Annotated in this window: 19 protein-coding genes; 2 read left to right on the top strand and 17 right to left on the bottom strand. The window is 57.4% G+C overall.

Annotated features, from left to right (window positions below):
- Positions 1–33 precede the first annotated feature (33 nt).
- From phnP to AM410_RS05135, 16 genes are all read right to left on the bottom strand, one after another.
- Positions 34–792: a phosphonate metabolism protein PhnP gene (gene phnP / locus AM410_RS05210; protein ID WP_014168255.1), complete on the bottom strand. Its 759-nt coding sequence runs from the start codon at positions 790–792 to the stop codon at positions 34–36.
- Positions 793–801: 9 nt separating this feature from the next.
- Positions 802–1,236, bottom strand: coding sequence for an aminoalkylphosphonate N-acetyltransferase (gene phnO, locus AM410_RS05205; protein ID WP_014168256.1), 435 nt, complete (start codon positions 1,234–1,236; stop codon positions 802–804).
- Positions 1,229–1,780 (bottom strand): ribose 1,5-bisphosphokinase, encoded by a 552-nt coding sequence (gene phnN, locus AM410_RS05200; protein ID WP_040018699.1) that lies wholly within the window; start codon positions 1,778–1,780, stop codon positions 1,229–1,231. The genes phnO and phnN overlap by 8 nt, the downstream gene beginning before the upstream one ends.
- Positions 1,777–2,913: an alpha-D-ribose 1-methylphosphonate 5-triphosphate diphosphatase gene (phnM, locus tag AM410_RS05195; RefSeq protein WP_108647608.1), complete on the bottom strand. Its 1,137-nt coding sequence runs from the start codon at positions 2,911–2,913 to the stop codon at positions 1,777–1,779. Before phnM ends, phnN begins: the two co-directional genes overlap by 4 nt.
- Positions 2,910–3,590 carry a phosphonate C-P lyase system protein PhnL gene (gene phnL / locus AM410_RS05190; protein WP_020882817.1) on the bottom strand — a complete coding sequence of 227 codons (681 nt, stop codon included), beginning with the start codon at positions 3,588–3,590 and terminating at the stop codon, positions 2,910–2,912. Before phnL ends, phnM begins: the two co-directional genes overlap by 4 nt.
- Positions 3,591–3,599: 9 nt before the next feature.
- On the bottom strand, positions 3,600–4,355 hold the full coding sequence (gene phnK, locus AM410_RS05185) for a phosphonate C-P lyase system protein PhnK (protein WP_014168260.1): 756 nt from the start codon (positions 4,353–4,355) through the stop codon (positions 3,600–3,602).
- Positions 4,352–5,197 carry an alpha-D-ribose 1-methylphosphonate 5-phosphate C-P-lyase PhnJ gene (gene phnJ / locus AM410_RS05180; RefSeq protein ID WP_014168261.1) on the bottom strand — a complete coding sequence of 282 codons (846 nt, stop codon included), beginning with the start codon at positions 5,195–5,197 and terminating at the stop codon, positions 4,352–4,354. Before phnJ ends, phnK begins: the two co-directional genes overlap by 4 nt.
- Positions 5,190–6,254, bottom strand: coding sequence for a carbon-phosphorus lyase complex subunit PhnI (locus tag AM410_RS05175; protein ID WP_108647606.1), 1,065 nt, complete (start codon positions 6,252–6,254; stop codon positions 5,190–5,192). Before AM410_RS05175 ends, phnJ begins: the two co-directional genes overlap by 8 nt.
- Entirely contained in the window at positions 6,254–6,838 is a 585-nt protein-coding gene (gene phnH, locus AM410_RS05170; RefSeq protein ID WP_014168263.1) for a phosphonate C-P lyase system protein PhnH, read from the bottom strand. Before phnH ends, AM410_RS05175 begins: the two co-directional genes overlap by 1 nt.
- Positions 6,835–7,287: a phosphonate C-P lyase system protein PhnG gene (gene phnG, locus AM410_RS05165; RefSeq protein ID WP_047355928.1), complete on the bottom strand. Its 453-nt coding sequence runs from the start codon at positions 7,285–7,287 to the stop codon at positions 6,835–6,837. The genes phnH and phnG overlap by 4 nt, the downstream gene beginning before the upstream one ends.
- Positions 7,288–8,013: a phosphonate metabolism transcriptional regulator PhnF gene (gene phnF / locus AM410_RS05160; RefSeq protein WP_025206370.1), complete on the bottom strand. Its 726-nt coding sequence runs from the start codon at positions 8,011–8,013 to the stop codon at positions 7,288–7,290.
- A 20-nt stretch (positions 8,014–8,033) separates the two neighbouring features.
- A complete protein-coding gene (phnE, locus tag AM410_RS05155) occupies positions 8,034–8,813 on the bottom strand; it encodes a phosphonate ABC transporter, permease protein PhnE (protein WP_025206369.1) in 780 nt (259 codons plus the stop codon).
- Between the two features lie 52 nt (positions 8,814–8,865).
- Positions 8,866–9,882, bottom strand: coding sequence for a phosphonate ABC transporter substrate-binding protein (gene phnD, locus AM410_RS05150; protein ID WP_014168267.1), 1,017 nt, complete (start codon positions 9,880–9,882; stop codon positions 8,866–8,868).
- Positions 9,883–9,906: 24 nt separating this feature from the next.
- Entirely contained in the window at positions 9,907–10,695 is a 789-nt protein-coding gene (gene phnC, locus AM410_RS05145; RefSeq protein WP_108647604.1) for a phosphonate ABC transporter ATP-binding protein, read from the bottom strand.
- A gap of 136 nt (positions 10,696–10,831) precedes the next feature.
- The gene (yjdN, locus tag AM410_RS05140) at positions 10,832–11,269 is read right to left on the bottom strand and encodes a VOC family metalloprotein YjdN (RefSeq protein ID WP_014168269.1); all 438 of its coding nucleotides are present in this window, start codon (positions 11,267–11,269) and stop codon (positions 10,832–10,834) included.
- 80 nt (positions 11,270–11,349) lie between these two features.
- The gene (locus tag AM410_RS05135) at positions 11,350–11,685 is read right to left on the bottom strand and encodes a zinc ribbon domain-containing protein YjdM (RefSeq protein ID WP_020882810.1); all 336 of its coding nucleotides are present in this window, start codon (positions 11,683–11,685) and stop codon (positions 11,350–11,352) included.
- Positions 11,686–12,281: 596 nt separating this feature from the next.
- Between AM410_RS05135 and crfC the strand changes: the two genes are divergently transcribed.
- Both crfC and AM410_RS05125 read left to right on the top strand, forming a co-directional pair.
- The gene (gene crfC, locus AM410_RS05130; protein ID WP_108647602.1) at positions 12,282–14,636 is read left to right on the top strand and encodes a clamp-binding protein CrfC; all 2,355 of its coding nucleotides are present in this window, start codon (positions 12,282–12,284) and stop codon (positions 14,634–14,636) included.
- A complete protein-coding gene (locus tag AM410_RS05125; RefSeq protein WP_014168272.1) occupies positions 14,633–15,511 on the top strand; it encodes a diguanylate cyclase regulator RdcB family protein in 879 nt (292 codons plus the stop codon). The genes crfC and AM410_RS05125 overlap by 4 nt, the downstream gene beginning before the upstream one ends.
- Positions 15,512–15,543: 32 nt before the next feature.
- Here AM410_RS05125 and kdgT read toward each other — a convergent pair whose 3' ends face one another.
- Complete coding sequence (gene kdgT / locus AM410_RS05120; protein WP_014168273.1) at positions 15,544–16,536, bottom strand: 2-keto-3-deoxygluconate transporter; 993 nt, start codon at positions 16,534–16,536, stop codon at positions 15,544–15,546.
- Positions 16,537–16,670 lie beyond the last annotated feature (134 nt).

Genomic DNA, 16,670 nt, shown 5'->3' with positions numbered 1-16,670 from the left:
ACGCCTCGCCCTCTCATTCAGAGAGGGAGTGACCTAATCCAGCAACAACGTCATTCCGTCATATCCCGCCTCGAACCCGTCGGGTAGCGGGTTATCCATCATCCATACGTCGAACTGATGACTGATATGGGTCAGGATCACCTGCGGACAGCCGATGATCTCATTTAAGGCAATAACCGTATTCAGATCGCAATGGTTGCGCGGCGTTTCGTCACGCGGCTCGTGGCTGCAGTCGATGATCATCGCCTGCGGCCGGTTATTGAGCAGGAATTTTACCGTTTTATCGGGTAATCCGGCGGTATCGGAGAGCCAGGCCACGCGGCTGTGGGCGGACTCCAGCAGGTAGCCAAAGGTGATTTTCGAGTGATTCAGCGGCAGCGGCGTGACCCGCAGGCCCTGCAGTTCAAACACCACAAACGGCTCTACCGTATGGCTGAAATCCAGAATCCCCGGGTGTTTAAACAGGTCGTCACACCCCGACTCGTCTGGCGGACCGTACACCGGAACAGGGGCACCGACGCCCCAGCGCAGGGGGAACAGCCCCTGGACGTGATCCATATGGTAGTGGGTCAGTAAAAACTGCTGAAAGCTGCCTGCTGGCCAGTCGTCCATCAGGTGCGGGATACCGGCGTCCAGCAGCGTTACCGCATCGTTGAATTTGACTACCGCGCTACAGGGGCGACGGCGATGGTTATCCTGCAGACGCGCCCGGCGACACGCGGCGCAGTCGCAGCCAAACACCGGCACCAGCTGAGCGCTACCGGTTCCCGTTAACGTAATCGTCAGACTCATCGTGCACCTCTACAACAGTTTGGTGAAACGAAAATGGCTCTGCGTATACCCTTCACGCGCATAAAAACGGTGAGCGTCCAGGCGCTTCACGCTGGTGGATAGCTCTGTCAGTTCAGCGCCCGCCTGCCGCGCCACGTTCTCCGCCCAGGCCAACAGCTGGCTGCCCACCCTGAGACCGCGCGCCTGCGGCATGACCACCAGCTCCTGGATCTCGCCAATCCATCTGGCGTGGTGCAGGTGAAACTGCATATGCAGGCCAATCATGCCCACCACCTGGCCGTTTAGTTCAGCCAGCTGGTAGCGCATATTGTGGTCCTGCAGATTGGCAAGATACCCGGCGTGGAACGCCTGATGATCAAACTCACTCTGCTTGAGTTCGCAAATCAGCGCATAAACAATCTGCGCATCGTCGGCAGTGGCGGGGCGAAGCTGGCAGTCAGGCATGCTGTTTCTCCTTCTGACGGATAAGCGTTAAAAAGTTATCGACTGACTGTAGCAAACTTCCGTCGTTATTGAGGATATGACAGTTCGATGGGGTATAGCGCGCCGCACGTTCAAGCCGCTGCTCGATCTCTTTGGCGTTTTCGCGACCCCGGCTCTGCAACCGGCTGCGCAGCACATCAGGCGAGACCTGCAGACAGACCGGCAACAGCGCTGCTTCATAGCGGGCGCGCGCTTGTTGAAGGTGCGCGCGTGAGCCGTTGACCAGCACGTCGAACCCGGCGTGCAGCCACAGGTCTGTCTCGATGCCTATCCCGTAGTAATAACCGTTGGCGTGCCAGCTGAGCGCCAGCAGATTTTGCCCGGCGCGCGTGAAAAATTCCGGCTCGCTCAGGGCGATATGGTTCTCACTCCCGGCATTCGCCGCACGGGTGATATAGCGGTGCGCAACCAGAAGCTGGGGATGTTCCCGCTGCCGTAACGCGGACAGCAGGCTGTCCTTACCAGAGCCTGACGGCCCCATTAGCCAGATTAGTCTTCCCATCAGAACACCCGTTTTCCCTGACGCCAGACGTGGTCGATATGGATGTGCTCGCCCTTACGGTGAACCAGCACCAGATCCGCCCGTTTACCTTCAGCTATCTCTCCACGATCGTGAAGATTGAGTGCCGTTGCCGGGTTTTTCGTTACCAGACGAATCGCCTGCGGCAGCGTAAAGCGATTGTTTTCGTCAGCCGCGACCCGGAAGGCGGCGTCCAGCAGGCTGGCGGGGTAGTAGTCGGACGAGAGGATATCCAGCAGACCTAGCGACGCGAGCGCGCTTGCCGCCACGTTGCCGGAGTGTGAGCCGCCGCGCACGATATTCGGCGCCCCCATCAGGACGTTCATGCCGTGGGTGCGGGAGGCTTCTGCTGCCTCAAACGTGGTGGGAAATTCAGCGATTACGCTGCCAAGCTGGTGTGATTCGCGCACATGTTCATGCGTCGCATCATCATGGCTGGCTAAGGCAATGTTGCGATCCCGACACATGGCGGCAATGGAGAGCCGGTTTGGTTGAGACCACTGTGCCGCAAGCTGTCGCTGTTCCTCTTCATAACGCGCCATTTCCTCGTTGGTCAGCGAGTATTTTCCCTGATAATACTCGCGGTATTTCTCTATTCTGGCGAACTGACGCTGCCCCGGCGAGTGGTCCATCAACGAGACCAGTGAGACCGGTTCGCGGTCCACCAGCTTTTCAAACAGCGGCAGAGTGGTGTGATGCGGGAGTTCACACCGCAGGTGCAGACGATGCTCGGCGCGGTTAAGGCCGCGTTTTTGCGTCTCTTCCACGGCGTTGATCATCTTCTCGAGGTTTTCCAGACGGTCGCCGCCGTCGCGCACGTCGCCAATCGCTACGGCGTCCAGCACGGTGGTGATGCCGCTGGCGACCATCAGCGCGTCATGGCTGCTCATCGCGGAATGGGCAGGCCAGTCGACTTTCGGACGCGGGGTAAAGAATTTATCCAGATTATCGGTGTGCAGTTCGATAAGACCTGGCAGCAGCCAGCCTCCTTCACCGTCCATCGCTTCCGGGGCGCGGCTCTGGGTTTCCGCAAAGGCGCGGATCTCTCCGGCCTGGATCTCAATCGAGCCATCAACGACTTCATTTTCCAGCACCAGCTTTACGTTATTCACGATCATGCGAGCGTCCCCATCGGGTGCAGCCTGTCTGCGACGCGGGAGCGAACGGTGTCGTCGTGGAAGATCCCCACGATCGCCGCGCCGCGTGCTTTGGCCTGTTCGATCAGTTCAACCACCGCCGCGCTGTTCTTGCTGTCGAGCGAGGCAGTGGGTTCATCAAGCAGTAAAATCGGGTAGTCGACGATAAACCCGCGGGCGATATTCACCCGCTGCTGCTCGCCACCGGAAAAGGTCGACGGGGCAAGGTGCCAGAGGTGTTCCGGCACGTTCAGGCGCGTGAGCAGGCCGGCGGCTTTCGCGGCGCAGGTCTCGCGCGGAACGCCCAGGTCCAGCAGCGGCTGCATGACCACGTCCAGGGCGGAGATCCGTGGGATCACCCGCAAAAACTGGCTGACCCAGCCGATCGTCGAGCGGCGCACGTCCAGCACCTTACGCGCCGGCGCCTGCACCAGATCGACCCATTCATTGCCATGACGAATATAGATGTGGCCTTCGTCCGGCAGATAGTTGGCGTACAGGGAGCGCAGCAGCGTCGATTTGCCGCTGCCGGAATGGCCGTGCAACACCACGCATTCACCCTTGCTAACCTCCAGAGAGGCGCTGTGCAGGACCGGCAGGCGCACGCCGTTTTGCTGGTGGAGCACAAAGGTCTTACTGACATTTTCTACGCGGATCATGGGGGCCTCTTAATTCTGTAATACCGATGACACCAGCAGTTGGGTGTACGGATGGTGGGGATCGTCGAGTACGCGGTCGGTCAGCCCACTTTCCACCACCTGACCCTGCTTCATCACCAGAAGACGGTCCGCCAGCAGGCGGGCAACGCCTAAATCATGGGTGACAATCACCACGGCCAGGTTCAGTTCCACCACCAGGCCGCGCAGCAGGTCGAGCAGACGCGCCTGAACGGAGACGTCCAGCCCACCGGTGGGTTCATCCATAAACACCAGCTTCGGGTGAGTGACGAGATTGCGGGCAATCTGCAGGCGCTGCTGCATACCGCCGGAGAAGGTGGTGGGCAGGTCATCAATGCGCGAGGTGGGGATCTCCACATCGCTCAGCCATTGCTGTGCCGTGGCGCGGATGTTGCCGTAATGGCGTGCGCCGGTGGCCATCAGCCTTTCACCGATATTGCCTCCGGCCGAGACCTGCCGGCGCAGGCCGTCCATGGGATGTTGATGCACCACGCCCCATTCGGTGCGCAGCAGGCGACGGCGTTCGGCCTCGCTCATGCCGTACAGCGACCGGCCCTCATATAAAATGTCGCCCTTTTGCGGCGTCAGTCGTGCAGAGATAGATTTCAGCAGGGTGGTTTTGCCCGAGCCGGACTCGCCGACAATGCCCAGCACCTCGCCCGGCCACAGCTCAAACGAGACGCCGCTGAAGCCTTTGCCCGGCGCGTAAAGGTGGGTCAGGTTATTAACCGAAAGCAGCGGTTTCATTGGCTTTTCGCCTCGCTCTGTTGGCGGCAGAAGTCGGTGTCGGAGCAGACAAACATCCGTTTGCCCGTGTCATCCAGCACCACTTCGTCCAGATAGCTGTGTTTTGAGCCGCAAATGGCGCACGGCTCGTCCCACTCCTGCACCGTAAACGGGTGGTCGTCGAAATCGAGACTCTCCACGCGGGTGTAAGGCGGTACGGCGTAGATGCGTTTTTCACGCCCGGCACCAAACAGCTGCAGGGCAGGCATCATGTCCATCTTCGGGTTGTCGAATTTGGGGATGGGGGACGGGTCCATCACGTAGCGTCCATTGACCTTGACCGGATAGGCGTAGGTTGTGGCGATATGGCCGAAGCGGGCGATATCCTCATACAACTTCACCTGCATGACGCCGTACTCTTCCAGGGCGTGCATGGTGCGGGTTTCCGTTTCACGCGGCTCGATAAAGCGCAGGGGCTCCGGAATAGGCACCTGAAAAATCAAAATCTGATCTTCCGTCAGCGGCGTTTCCGGAATGCGGTGACGGGTCTGGATCAGCGTCGCATCTTCGGTTTTTTCGGTGGTATTGACGCCCGTCACGCGTTGAAAGAACTGGCGAATCGACACGGCGTTGGTGGTGTCATCAGCCCCCTGGTCGATGACCTTCAGCACGTCCGACTCGCCAATGACGCTGGCGGTCAGCTGAATGCCGCCGGTACCCCAGCCGTATGGCATGGGCATTTCGCGACCGCCGAACGGCACCTGATAACCGGGGATGGCCACCGCTTTCAAAATGGCGCGGCGGATCATGCGTTTGGTTTGTTCATCCAGATAAGCAAAGTTGTAGCCGCTTAAGTTAGTCATGTGCGCGCTCCCGTTGCAGGCGTTTCAGCAGTTCCAGTTCGGCCTGGAAATCGACGTAGTGCGGTAGCTTGAGGTGGGAAACGAAGCCCGCGGCCTCGACGTTATCCGCATGGGCCAGCACGAACTCCTCGTCCTGCGCCGGGCCGGAGACTGCTTCGCCGTAGTCCGGTGCCTGCAGGGCACGGTCGACCAGCGCCATCGCCATTGCCTTGCGCTCACTCATGCCGAACACCAGCCCATAACCGCGGGTAAAATGCGGGGCCTCGTTCTCGGGGGCGACAAATCCATTCACCATTTCGCATTCGGTCATGAGCAGTTCGCCGACGTTCACCGCAAAACCCAGCTCTTCGGGCACGATCTCGACGTTAAGGTAGCCGCTACGAATTTCCGCCGCGAACGGATGGTTGCGGCCGTAGCCACGCTGGGTGGAGTAGGCCAGCGCCAGTAAATACCCCTCGTCGCCGCGCATCAGCTGCTGCAGGCGCGACGAGCGTGAACAGGGGTAAACCGGCGGCGTGCGGGTGATGTCGTCAGGTTGCGCGCCAGTATCGTCTTCGGCCTTCGCCAGACCCTGTTTCGCCAGCAGGCTAAAAACGTGCGGGGAGGGAATCTGCTCTGCATCCGAGGTGCTCAGCTGGGGCGTTTCGCCGTTCGCCAGCAGGGTGAAATCCAGCAGACGGTGGGTGTAGTCATAGGTGGGCCCAAGCAGCTGGCCACCGGGGATGTCTTTATAGACCGCTGAAATACGACGTTCCAGACGCATTTCTGCCGTATTGATCGGTTCGCTCACCGCCAGTTTCGCCAGTGTGGTGCGATAAGCGCGCAGCAGGAAGATGGCTTCGACGTTGTCGCCGCTGGCCTGTTTCAGCGCCAGCGCCGCCAGTTCGCGATCAGCGACGCCGCCTTCAGTCATTACCCGGTCGACGGCCAGATTGAGCTGCTGCTCAATCTGGGTGACGCTGAGCTCGGGAAGCGCGTCATCACCCCGTCGTCTGTGCGCCTGCAAGGCATGGGCGGCGGCGATAGCTTTCTCGCCCCCTTTGACGGCAACGTACATCAGCACACCTCCACATGAGTGGTACGAGGGATGGCCAGCAGGCGTTCTCCGCAGGTGAGGATCAGGTCAATACCGAGCGGGAACGGGTGCGGGCGTTCGGTCAGTTCATGAATGATGCACTCCGGCAGCTGTGGCGCGACCATGCGCTCTTCGGCAATACCCGCCCCCGTGAGGCGCAGCATGCGGCCACCGCTCAGGCTTGATACCTGCAAAATCAGCGTGGCGCTGGTCTCCGGTGCCACCGCGCTTCCTTCGCTCAGGGCATTAAGCTGCTCGTGGCTGATTTGCTCGTCGGCCACGGCAAACACCGCCTGCCGGGGTTGTTCAACCAGCGGGGCGTTGGTGTGAAAGCGCAGGTTCTGGCTGGCGATATCATTCGATAACGCGCCAGAGAGCCACACCGGGGTGTCGTTGTCGGCGAGCGTCAGCAGTACGCTGGTGGTCGCCAGATTCAGCGGCAGCCAGCCCTGAGAGAGCTGATGCAGCGAGACGATGACGCCCGGCTCGCTCATGGCTTTCAGCAGGCGACGAAAACTTTGTTGGGCATCCTGGACGGCCAGGGTAAAAGCGGGTTGAAGCGTCATGCGTTATCTCCGCGAACGAGCGTAAAGAAGTCGACCCGGCTGGTGTTTATCTGGGCCTGGCGGGCGGCAATCAGTGCAGCACGGTCGGCTTCCAGCGGGGCAATAAGGGTTTCCATCAGGGTCTGGAAATGAGGGTGTTCCTGTAACAGGGCGTCAATCACCGCGCAGCGTTCGGCGTGTGGTTTGTCGCGCCCGAGCACGTAGCTGTAGCCCAGCGTGCCGCTGTTCAGGCGGATCACTGCGCGGGTGAGGGTGGCATCGCCGGCGAAGAAGCGCTCACCGGTACCGCCCATACGCGCCTGGATCTGCACCAGACCGATTTCCGGCGCGCGGATGAGGTCATATTCCGGCGTCAGATTCAGCGCCTGCATGCGGTCCGAAAGCGCAGCGGGCTGGCTGTGCGCCAGTACGCCCATCCAGCGCTGGCGGGTGGAGGTGTCGAAATGCATTCAGTGCTCCATGGTGAATTCGATCATGTCGGCGCGGGTCAGGCTGACGGAGTATTCCGTCGCGTCTATTTCGCCGTCACGGTGGTTGAGGGTACGTACGCAGAGCAGCGGAGCCATGTTGGGGATCTCCAGCACTTTGCTCTCTTTGGCCTGCGCGCGGCGGGCGCTGATGCGCGTCTGGGTACGTTTAAGCGAGATGCCCGTGGCATCCTGAAGAAAATCATGCAGCGAGCCGCTGGAGAAATTTTGCAGCACCGGCCACAGCGCCAGGTCGGCGAAGTAGTGGTCTATCTGGCACACCGCCACGCCGTTGACCCGACGCAGGGTACGCAGGTGGATGACATTGTCGCCCTCCTGAATGCCCAGCGCGTCCGCGACGTGGCTTGAGGCCGGGCGCAGCACCGACAGCAGTTTTTCGCTGGTCGGGTGGCTGCCCTGATCCAGCAGGTTCTGGCTAAAACGCGCCTGCGCATTGAGCGGATAGTCAAACGGGCGCATCAACACCAGCACGCCGACGCCCTGACGGCGCTGCACCCAGCCGCGCTCGACCAGCTGATCAATGGCGCGGCGCAGCGTGTGTCGGTTCACTTCATAGCGGTCGGCAAGCTGCTGCTCGGCAGGCAGGTAGTCTCCGCAGCGGTAGTGGGTGCGAAGTTCCACCTCGAGCTTTGCCGCTATCTCTTGCCAGCGGGTAGGGTAACTGGTCGGATGTCTGGATAAGTGCATACAAATCAAAGCCTCGCTTCTCAGATGAAGTGCTTACGCAAACGTTGAGACATAAAATCCAGCAGGCTGACGGTGATGATAATGAGCACCATCAGGGCGCAGGTTTGCTGGAACTGGAACCCGCGAATCGCTTCCCACAGCGTGACGCCAATACCGCCTGCGCCCACCATGCCGACGACGGTGGCGGAACGAACGTTGGATTCGAAACGGTACAGGGAGTAGGAGATCAGCAGCGGCATCACCTGGGGCAGTACGCCGAAGAGAATCTCTTCAATTTTGTTGGCGCCCGTTGCGCGGATCCCTTCGACCGGGCCCGGCTCGATAGCTTCCACCGCTTCGGAGAGCAGCTTGGAGAGCACGCCGGTGGTATGAATAAACAGCGCCATCACCCCGGCGAACGGACCCAGGCCGACGGCCACCACGAACAGCATGGCAAAGACCATTTCGTTGATGGCGCGGCAGGCGTCCATCAGGCGACGCATCGGCTGGTAAATCCACCACGGAACGATGTTCTCGGCGCTCATCAGGCCGAACGGAACAGAAAGGATGACGGCCAGGGCGGTGCCCCAGACGGCGATTTGCAGAGTGACCGCCATTTCGCTGAGGTAATCCTGCCACTGGCTGAAATCAGGCGGGAAGAAGTCGGCGGCAAAAGTGGCCATATTGCCGGCATCTTTAAACAGCAGCAGCGGATCCATTTCCGCGCCCTGCCAGGAGATAACGAGCACCGCAAGCAAAATGGCCCAGCTAAAAAGCGAGAACCAGCTGCGTTTCGGCGGTGGGAGGGTGATGGTTTGCATGTGTGCCCCTTTGGTCTGAATGCCCTCTCCCACCGGGAGAGGGCGGTAAGCGTTATTGCACCGCTTTATTCACGCTGCTCATGGCGCCGAGCGCCGCGGTCAGGCGGTCAAGGTCTTCGAGCTGAGCCTGAATCGCAGCCACTTTGCTGCTCTTCTCCTCCTCCTTCAGGCCCTTGTTGTCCTTCACGCCCTGCATCTCTTTAAACAGCGCCAGCTGGCGAATCGGGACCAGCTGCAGGTCGCTTGACGGGCGGAAAGGTGCCCAGCCCAGGCGTTCCAGAACCGTTTTTTCTTCCGGCGTTTTGCCGTAATTCATAAAGAAGTCGTACACCTTGTCTTTGGTGGTCTCAGACAGGTTTTTGCGCCAGACAATGGGGTCGCCCGGGATCAGAGGGGATTTCCAGATAACCTTCAGCGCTTTCAGCTTGTCCGGTGCCGAGGTTTTCAGCTTGTCGAGGTTCTCGGTGTTATTCGTGGCGACATCCACCTGCTTATTGGCCACGGCCAGCGCGTTGGTTTCATGGCTGGCGTTCACGGTGCGCTTAAACTCGCTGGCAGAGGCGTTGTTTTTAGCAAAGACGTAATAGCCCGGCACCAGGAAACCTGAGGTGGAGTTGGGATCGCCGTTACCAAACGTCAGCTCTTTACGTTTGGCGAGCATGTCGTTCAGGTTGTTAATAGGGCTGTCTTTATTGACGATCAGCACGCTCCAGTAACCCGGAGAGCCATCTGCGGCAACGGTCTGGGCAAAGACCTGGCCGTTCGCGCGATCCACCGCTTCCATGGCGGAGAGGTTGCCGTACCAGGCGATGTCGACTTTGTTAAAGCGCATCCCCTGGATGATGCCCGCATAGTCCGGGGCGAAGAAGGCGTTCACTTTGATCCCCAGTTTGGTTTCCATATCTTTCAGGAACGGTTCCCACTGAGGTTTCAGGTTCTGCTGTGATTCCGTCGAAATAATGCCAAAGTTCAGCGCTTTTTCCTGCTCCTGGGCGTACGCAGGGCTTAACAGAGTGCTTATGCTGAACATGCTGGTAAACGCCAGCGCGGCAACGGCTTTGTAGCTCATGTACTTTCCTCGGATCGGTTTTAATTAAGCAGCCTGCGCGTTCTCTTCGACGCGGTTAATGCTGCGGTAGAGATGGTCGAAACGGTCGTTATCAAACTGATGGCTTGGGCCATCAAAGAACACATGCCCCTGACGCAACGCGACGATGCGCTCGCAATAGCGCAGGGCGTAGTCCACCTGGTGCAGCGTCACCACCACGGTGATGCCGTCGTTGAGGTTGATGTCGCGCAGGGTTTCCATCACGATGCGAGCCGATTCCGGGTCCAGCGAGGCAATGGGTTCATCGGCAAGAATGATTTGCGCTTTTTGCATCAGGGCACGGGCGATAGCCACGCGCTGCTGCTGTCCACCGGACAGGGTGGCGACGCGCTGGTGGGCGAAATGCGCCATTCCGACGCGGGTCAGCGCCTGCAACGCTTCCTGCTTTTGAGAGGGGGAGAACCAGCGCAGACAGGTACGCCAGAACGGGGTGCTGCCGAGCGCGCCAATCAGCACGTTCTCCAGTACCGTCAGGCGATTGACCAGGTTGAACTGCTGGAAGATATAGCCCGTCTGGGCGCGGCTTTTGCGGATATCCCGCGCCAGGCGTCCTGCACGCTGCACGGTGTTGCCCAGCAGCTCGACGTGGCTTTCTGAGGTCTTATCACAGGTGATAAGGCCGCTTAAATGACGCATAAGGGTGGATTTACCAGAGCCGGATGGCCCCAGGAGCGCCACCATTTCGCCCTGCTGGACGGTCAGATCAACGGCATGCAGGGCCTTGTTGTGATGAAAGGTCTTGCTCAGTTTCTCGACGCGGATAACAGTTTGCATATGCTGGGCCTCACAATAAATGTGGCCTCATGCTGGCGCATCAATATGACATTTGGGTTAAGTCTCGGTTGCGGGAGTTTGAAGAGTTGAGGGGAGTTTGATGACAGGCGGGGGCAGACTGCCCACCGCCAGAAGATCACTGCTGTTGCTTAACGACGTTAATCATCCACGGCACGCCGTATTTGTCGGTGACTTTACCGAAACCGTGCGCCCAGAAGGTCTCCTGCCAGGCCATTTCGATATGGCCTTCCGCGGCCAGATTGTCGAACCAGCGTTTGCCTTCCGCCACGTCCTGGGTGTCCAGCACCAGCGTGAACCCGGCATACTGTGCTTTGCTGCCGGGCGGCTGCCCATCACTCATCATGATATCGCTGCCCGCAATGCGAACATTCGAGTGGGCGATCGCCGAATCCGGAAACTGCATGCCAGACGGACAGCCTTCTTCGCTGCTGTCGCCTTTTGGCATTTCACCGAAGGTGATTTTATAGAGGAGCTCTGCGCCGACGGCGTGCTGATAAAAGGCGGAGGCCTCGGCACAGTTACCGGCGAAAGAGATGTAGGGACTTAACGGCATAATCTATACCTCACGTAAGAAGAGCCCGTTAAGTGTAGTTCTCGCCAGCCCGGTAAGCGAAGCACCACCGGGCGGGTAAATCAGTTCTTTTTCACAAACTCTGATTTCAGTTTCATCGGGCCAAAGCCGTCAATTTTGCAGTCAATATTATGGTCGCCTTCTACCAGACGGATATTCTTCACTTTAGTGCCGATCTTCAGCATGGAAGAGCTGCCTTTAACCTTCAAATCTTTAATCACGGTGACGCTGTCGCCATCAGCCAGCAGATTACCGTTCGCATCTTTTACAACAAGCGTATCAGTATCGTGCGACGGCTCGGCGTCATTCCATTCGTGAGCGCATTCCGGGCAGATGAACATGCCATTATCTTCATAGGTGTATTCAGAATTGCATTTCGGGCAGTGTGGGAGTTGCATAAGGGTATCCTCAAAAAGTGCGTAACACGCTGGAAAGTGCCAGCAAAATGACGGCTGGGTGCCGAAAAAGGGGGCAAGTATAACGCAAATCCACACCGTTGTCGGTGATATTCTATTTAAAAAAAAAGCAAAAAGCGTGTCGCCAGTGACATTTCCTGTCAGTCAGTTAAGCGATGCTTACGGCATTAACACGGTGGAAAGAAATGGCAGTAAATATATCGAATATTTTATTGCAGCAAATTGCTACGCACCTCCATTTCGGATAAGGTGAAGCGACACATTGTTATTTATCTCCTGACTTCCCCGTCATCCATATCTTATGGCGGTGACGCATTACCTCTCTTTTTAGGTGGGTAAATAATGATGATATATCCTGAAGTTTCTTAAAAATGGGCCAGGCTTTTATCTTTTGGCTGTCATGCCAGAGGGGAAGCTTTACACGCCATGCAAGGATAGCGATTTATTTCTGATTATCTTCAATCAGTTATATTTCGGTGAACATGTTTTCCACACGTGATCATATAAGCCTGAACAACATAATTAAAACCAGTGGCTTAATAAAAGTAATAAATTTGCGTTAAGGAAAGGCTTTTATCATGCACACACAGACCATTTTTGAATTAAGCCAGGAAGCAGAGCGTTTGTTACAGCTCGCCCTGCAAAATCTTGATACGTTGAAATCAATGCCGACGGCGAAGCTGGAAAGCACCGCCGCAGCCATTACCGGTGAAAAGAACAACGTCTTACCTTTGCATTTTAGTGCGCGGGGTGTCGAAGCCCAGCAGGCTATGCTGAATAATGAATTACGGAAAATAACCCGTCTGGAAATGGTGCTGGCAATTGTGGGCACCATGAAAGCGGGGAAATCGACCACCATTAATGCCATTGTCGGAACCGAAGTGTTGCCGAACCGCAACCGACCGATGACGGCGCTTCCGACATTGATCCGTCATACGCCGGGTCAGAAAGAGCCGGTGCTCCATTTTGCTCACGTCTCTCCTATCGATGAATTAATCCTCCTGTTACAGAAAAAGCTCTGCGATTACGATCGCGGGAAGCTGGCGCAGCGTCTGGAAATTGATAAGGACATGATTACGCTGCTGGAAAGAATTGAAAATGGTGAGGCTTTCGAGAAGCATCACCTTGGTGCGCAGCCGATATTTCATTGTCTGAAAAGCCTTAACGACCTGGTGAGGCTCTCACAGGCGTTGGGCGTCGAGTTTCCGTTCGTTGAATATGCGTCCATCGAACACATTCCGGTGATTGAAGTGGAGTTCGTGCATCTCGCGGGTCTGGATGCCCACCTTGGGCAACTGACGCTGCTTGATACCCCCGGGCCGAATGAGGCCGGGCAACCGCATCTGCAAAAAATGCTGAGCGAGCAGTTATCACGCGCGTCGGCGGTGCTGGCGGTGATGGATTACACCCAGCTCAAATCGATTTCCGATCAAGAGGTCCGGCAGGCCATTTCAGTCGCCGGTAAATCGGTGCCGCTGTATGCGCTGGTCAATAAATTCGATCAGAAAGATCGTAACAGCGACGATGAAGAACAGGTTAAAGCGATGATCTCCGGCACCTTAATGAAAGGGAATATTTCGCCGGGGCAAATTTATCCCGTTTCGTCGATGTGGGCGTATCTGGCGAACCGCGCCCGTTATGAGATGACTACCCACGGTCAGCTACCGGATCACAAGGAGCAGCGCTGGGTTCAGGATTTTGCCGAAGCCGCGTTGGGACGCCGCTGGCGTACGGAGGATTTGGACGACATCGACCATATTCGTCATGCTGCCGATTTGCTGTGGGAAGATTCGTTATTTGAACAGCCGATCCGCAAGCTTATTTATGCCGCCTATGCCAATGCATCGCTCTTCGCCCTGCGTTCGGCGTCGCATAAGCTGCTTAACTACGCCCAAAATGCCCGGGAGTACCTGGACTTCCGCTACCAGGGGCTGACGGTCGCTTTTGAGGCGCTGGAATTGAATATCGCGCGTCTGGAAGAGGACATGGCTCTGCTGCATACGCGTCAGCGCGTGGTGAGCGACGAAGTGAAGCATGAAGTGGAGCAGGCGCTTAACGCCACCGCTGACTTTATGATGTCGCAGAATACTTCACTCCAGCAGGCGATTAGCCATGTGTTTAGCGCCCGCTCTGTTCTCGACCTGGCGGGCATCGAACCGCGGGATCTTCGCCGTGACGAGCCGCAGGCGCTGAAACAGCTGGTACTGGATGATGAAGGGCAGGCGCAAATTGCGCTGAGTAAAATCCGCTCCTCCTGCGAGCTGATCATGCTGGATGCGCAGACGAAGATCGGCCGGGAGCTGGCGTTACGCTTCGATCAACTGGAGTCGACGCTGGCGCGCTCGCTGAATGAAGCTATGCGGCCAATCGAAACGCGTATTAAAGAACAACTCAGCCATGCGGGTTTTCGCGCGCGGATAAGCTTCCCGGCGTTTCAGGCGCATCAACTTAACTTCAACACCCGGGCCCTGTTTAACGATGCGATTGCGCAGGACCACCGCCCGGCAGGCCAGCCAGCGGGCGCCGCGAGCATGCGTGAAACCGTCTCTCGCTGGCTGAATAACCCGGGCTGGGGCTGGGAAGATTATGTTGTCGCACGCACACGCTATGTCATTGATATTGAACAGCTGCATGAAAAATTCAAGCAGCATATCGACCAGTTCTGTGAACAAATCCGTAAAGCTTTGACCGCCCAGGTCGATGTCTCTGTTACGGCGGGGATGGCAACGTTCTTTGCGGAATTTTCGTTATGCCTGACCGGGTTACAGGAAAGTTTGCGTGATAGCCTCGCAGTACGTCAGCAAAATGAGCATTCGACCCGAGCGCTCAGCCAGCTGTTAAAGCAAAGTATCACGACTGCGACGTGGATACAGGAAGATACCCGACTGTTACGCGATGATATTCAAACCCTATTCGCGGCAGAACAACCATGACAACACAACTACTGGACGGCCCCGGGCGAACGCTGGAGTGTATTCATCCAAAATTTATGGTCGATCTGGTTCAGGGGGTAGACGCGGCGCGTCATCCCCACCCGGGACCACAACAGCTGCAGTTTCGTGAGCGTTTGACCCAGGAGATCATGACGCATACCCGGCTACGGCCCTGGGCGATGGCGGGTATGCTTAATGAAAATGCGGCGCTGCGCCTGGGGCTGGCGGAAAAGCTGGCCGGTATGCTTGACCCCGGGCACCTTGCGCTGACGCTGATGGCAGACAAATTGATTGCGCTGCGTCAGCAGACTAACCCGCGGGCCCAGCAATCGCCCGGCCTGATTCAGCAGTACGCTGAGCTTTCCGCTCATTTTACGCAACGAGCCGCCTATAAAGAGAAGGCGCTCTCCCAGCGAGGGCTGACGGTGCAGGCGGGTGAGCACAGTGAACAAATTTTTACCCGCTGGCGAGCCGGTCACTACGATGGCTGGTCGCTGGCCGGGCGTTGCTATGTCGTCCTGGAAGAGCTGCGCTGGGGTGCATTTGGTGATGCCTGTCGCCTGGCGAATGAAGACGTGGCGGCGATGCTCAAGGATAACTTACGCAGTATGGCGGCAAACTATCTTGCGCAGGGCATCAACGCTTCTCCTTCCACCCGCCATTTCTACCATCAGTGGCTGACAACGCCCGCGTCGCCGGGATTGATAGATCATAAAGACATGCTCGGCTGGCTGGGCGACTGGTGTCAGGCGGATAACCATCCGGTGAGCTGGTCGGTGACGCAAAGCTGGCACACTGTCGCGCTGGGTATGCCGAGGCTGTGCTCGGCAAAACGGCTTGTGGATGGGATGGTGGAAGAGATTTTTGGTGGCTGAAATCCCCCTCTCACCGGGAGGGGGAGCACCGGTTAGTGGTGTGTTTCAACAGGCTTAGGCTCTGTCTGAACCTCAGCAACATGTCCGACACGTTTTGCGTACAGTGCGGTGATGATGGGAACCAGAATCGCGGTCACAATCACGCTGGCTGCAACCAGTGCCGTCGCGGACGCGGCCACCGGTTCAAAAGCCGGGTTAATCTGCGCAATGATCACCGGGTTGGCCACGGCTGCACCTGCGGCAGAAGAGGCGGCGATCCCCGCCGTTCCGTTTCCTCCCCCAATGACCCGGTCGGCAATAATCAGCGGAATACCGGTGATGATGATCACCGCCACGCCCAGCACGATACCCAGCAGACCCGTATCGAGGATGACATTCAGGTTGATGGTGTTACCCAGCGCAAAACCGAAGAACGGGATCAGCACCGGCGTGGCTTTGCTGAAGAAATCACGCAGATCGTGATCCAGGTTACCCAGAGCAAAACCGATCAGGAAGGGCAGGATCGCGCCGATAAAGTGGTGGGGTTCAAAGGACGCCAGGCCAGCAGAGCCCAGAATCAGCATGGTCATCAGCGGACCGGACTCCAGAGACATCAGGACAAATGCACCTGACTCTTCTTTGGTGCCGTACTGGTTCATCAGGCTGGCATACAAACCGCCGTTGGTCATATCCATCGCAGAGACAATTGCCAGAACCGATAATCCGGCGAAGAATCCGGTCTGAATTCCATTCTCCGGAATGAACATCGCACAGATCATTGCCACTACCCAGGCCACGGCAATTTTCGTAATCACCAGCGTGCCGGATTTCCGTAATACGGTGCCTGTTGCCCGTAAATTAATTGAGGCGCCGATACAAAAGAACCAGACGGCCAGAATGGGAACGGTGCCCGTAATCATCCCTTTTGTGAACCCGCCAAAATAAGCGCCGGTTTCAGGAGCCAGGGTATTCAGGATAGCGCCCAGTACAAGCGGAACTAGCATCATACCGCCCGGTATGCGTTCAATCGTGGCTTTAATCTTCATAGATAACCCTCAAATCGTATCCCGCATGGCGGGCGGCAAAAACTAAAATAAATCAATAAATTCAATGAATTGAATGTCTTTGGGTTCGATGGTGTCATTACCCATGCAATAAAACTAAAAAAGCGATCCTGGTA

The sequence above is a fragment of the Enterobacter cloacae complex sp. FDA-CDC-AR_0164 genome (genome assembly GCF_003071645.1).
GTDB lineage: Bacteria > Pseudomonadota > Gammaproteobacteria > Enterobacterales > Enterobacteriaceae > Enterobacter > Enterobacter ludwigii.
Note: the sequence above shows the minus strand (reverse complement) of the source record. Positions and strands in the feature narration are given on the sequence as shown.

Coding starts and splice junctions, on each gene's coding strand:
- phnP (WP_014168255.1), bottom strand. CDS start 792: ATGAGTCTGACGATTACGTTAACGGGAACCGGTAGCGCTCAGCTGGTG.
- phnO (WP_014168256.1), bottom strand. CDS start 1,236: ATGCCTGACTGCCAGCTTCGCCCCGCCACTGCCGACGATGCGCAGATT.
- phnM (WP_108647608.1), bottom strand. CDS start 2,913: ATGATCGTGAATAACGTAAAGCTGGTGCTGGAAAATGAAGTCGTTGAT.
- phnL (WP_020882817.1), bottom strand. CDS start 3,590: ATGATCCGCGTAGAAAATGTCAGTAAGACCTTTGTGCTCCACCAGCAA.
- phnK (WP_014168260.1), bottom strand. CDS start 4,355: ATGAAACCGCTGCTTTCGGTTAATAACCTGACCCACCTTTACGCGCCG.
- phnJ (WP_014168261.1), bottom strand. CDS start 5,197: ATGACTAACTTAAGCGGCTACAACTTTGCTTATCTGGATGAACAAACC.
- AM410_RS05175 (WP_108647606.1), bottom strand. CDS start 6,254: ATGTACGTTGCCGTCAAAGGGGGCGAGAAAGCTATCGCCGCCGCCCAT.
- phnH (WP_014168263.1), bottom strand. CDS start 6,838: ATGACGCTTCAACCCGCTTTTACCCTGGCCGTCCAGGATGCCCAACAA.
- phnG (WP_047355928.1), bottom strand. CDS start 7,287: ATGCATTTCGACACCTCCACCCGCCAGCGCTGGATGGGCGTACTGGCG.
- phnF (WP_025206370.1), bottom strand. CDS start 8,013: ATGCACTTATCCAGACATCCGACCAGTTACCCTACCCGCTGGCAAGAG.
- phnE (WP_025206369.1), bottom strand. CDS start 8,813: ATGCAAACCATCACCCTCCCACCGCCGAAACGCAGCTGGTTCTCGCTT.
- phnD (WP_014168267.1), bottom strand. CDS start 9,882: ATGAGCTACAAAGCCGTTGCCGCGCTGGCGTTTACCAGCATGTTCAGC.
- phnC (WP_108647604.1), bottom strand. CDS start 10,695: ATGCAAACTGTTATCCGCGTCGAGAAACTGAGCAAGACCTTTCATCAC.
- yjdN (WP_014168269.1), bottom strand. CDS start 11,269: ATGCCGTTAAGTCCCTACATCTCTTTCGCCGGTAACTGTGCCGAGGCC.
- AM410_RS05135 (WP_020882810.1), bottom strand. CDS start 11,685: ATGCAACTCCCACACTGCCCGAAATGCAATTCTGAATACACCTATGAA.
- crfC (WP_108647602.1), top strand. CDS start 12,282: ATGCACACACAGACCATTTTTGAATTAAGCCAGGAAGCAGAGCGTTTG.
- AM410_RS05125 (WP_014168272.1), top strand. CDS start 14,633: ATGACAACACAACTACTGGACGGCCCCGGGCGAACGCTGGAGTGTATT.
- kdgT (WP_014168273.1), bottom strand. CDS start 16,536: ATGAAGATTAAAGCCACGATTGAACGCATACCGGGCGGTATGATGCTA.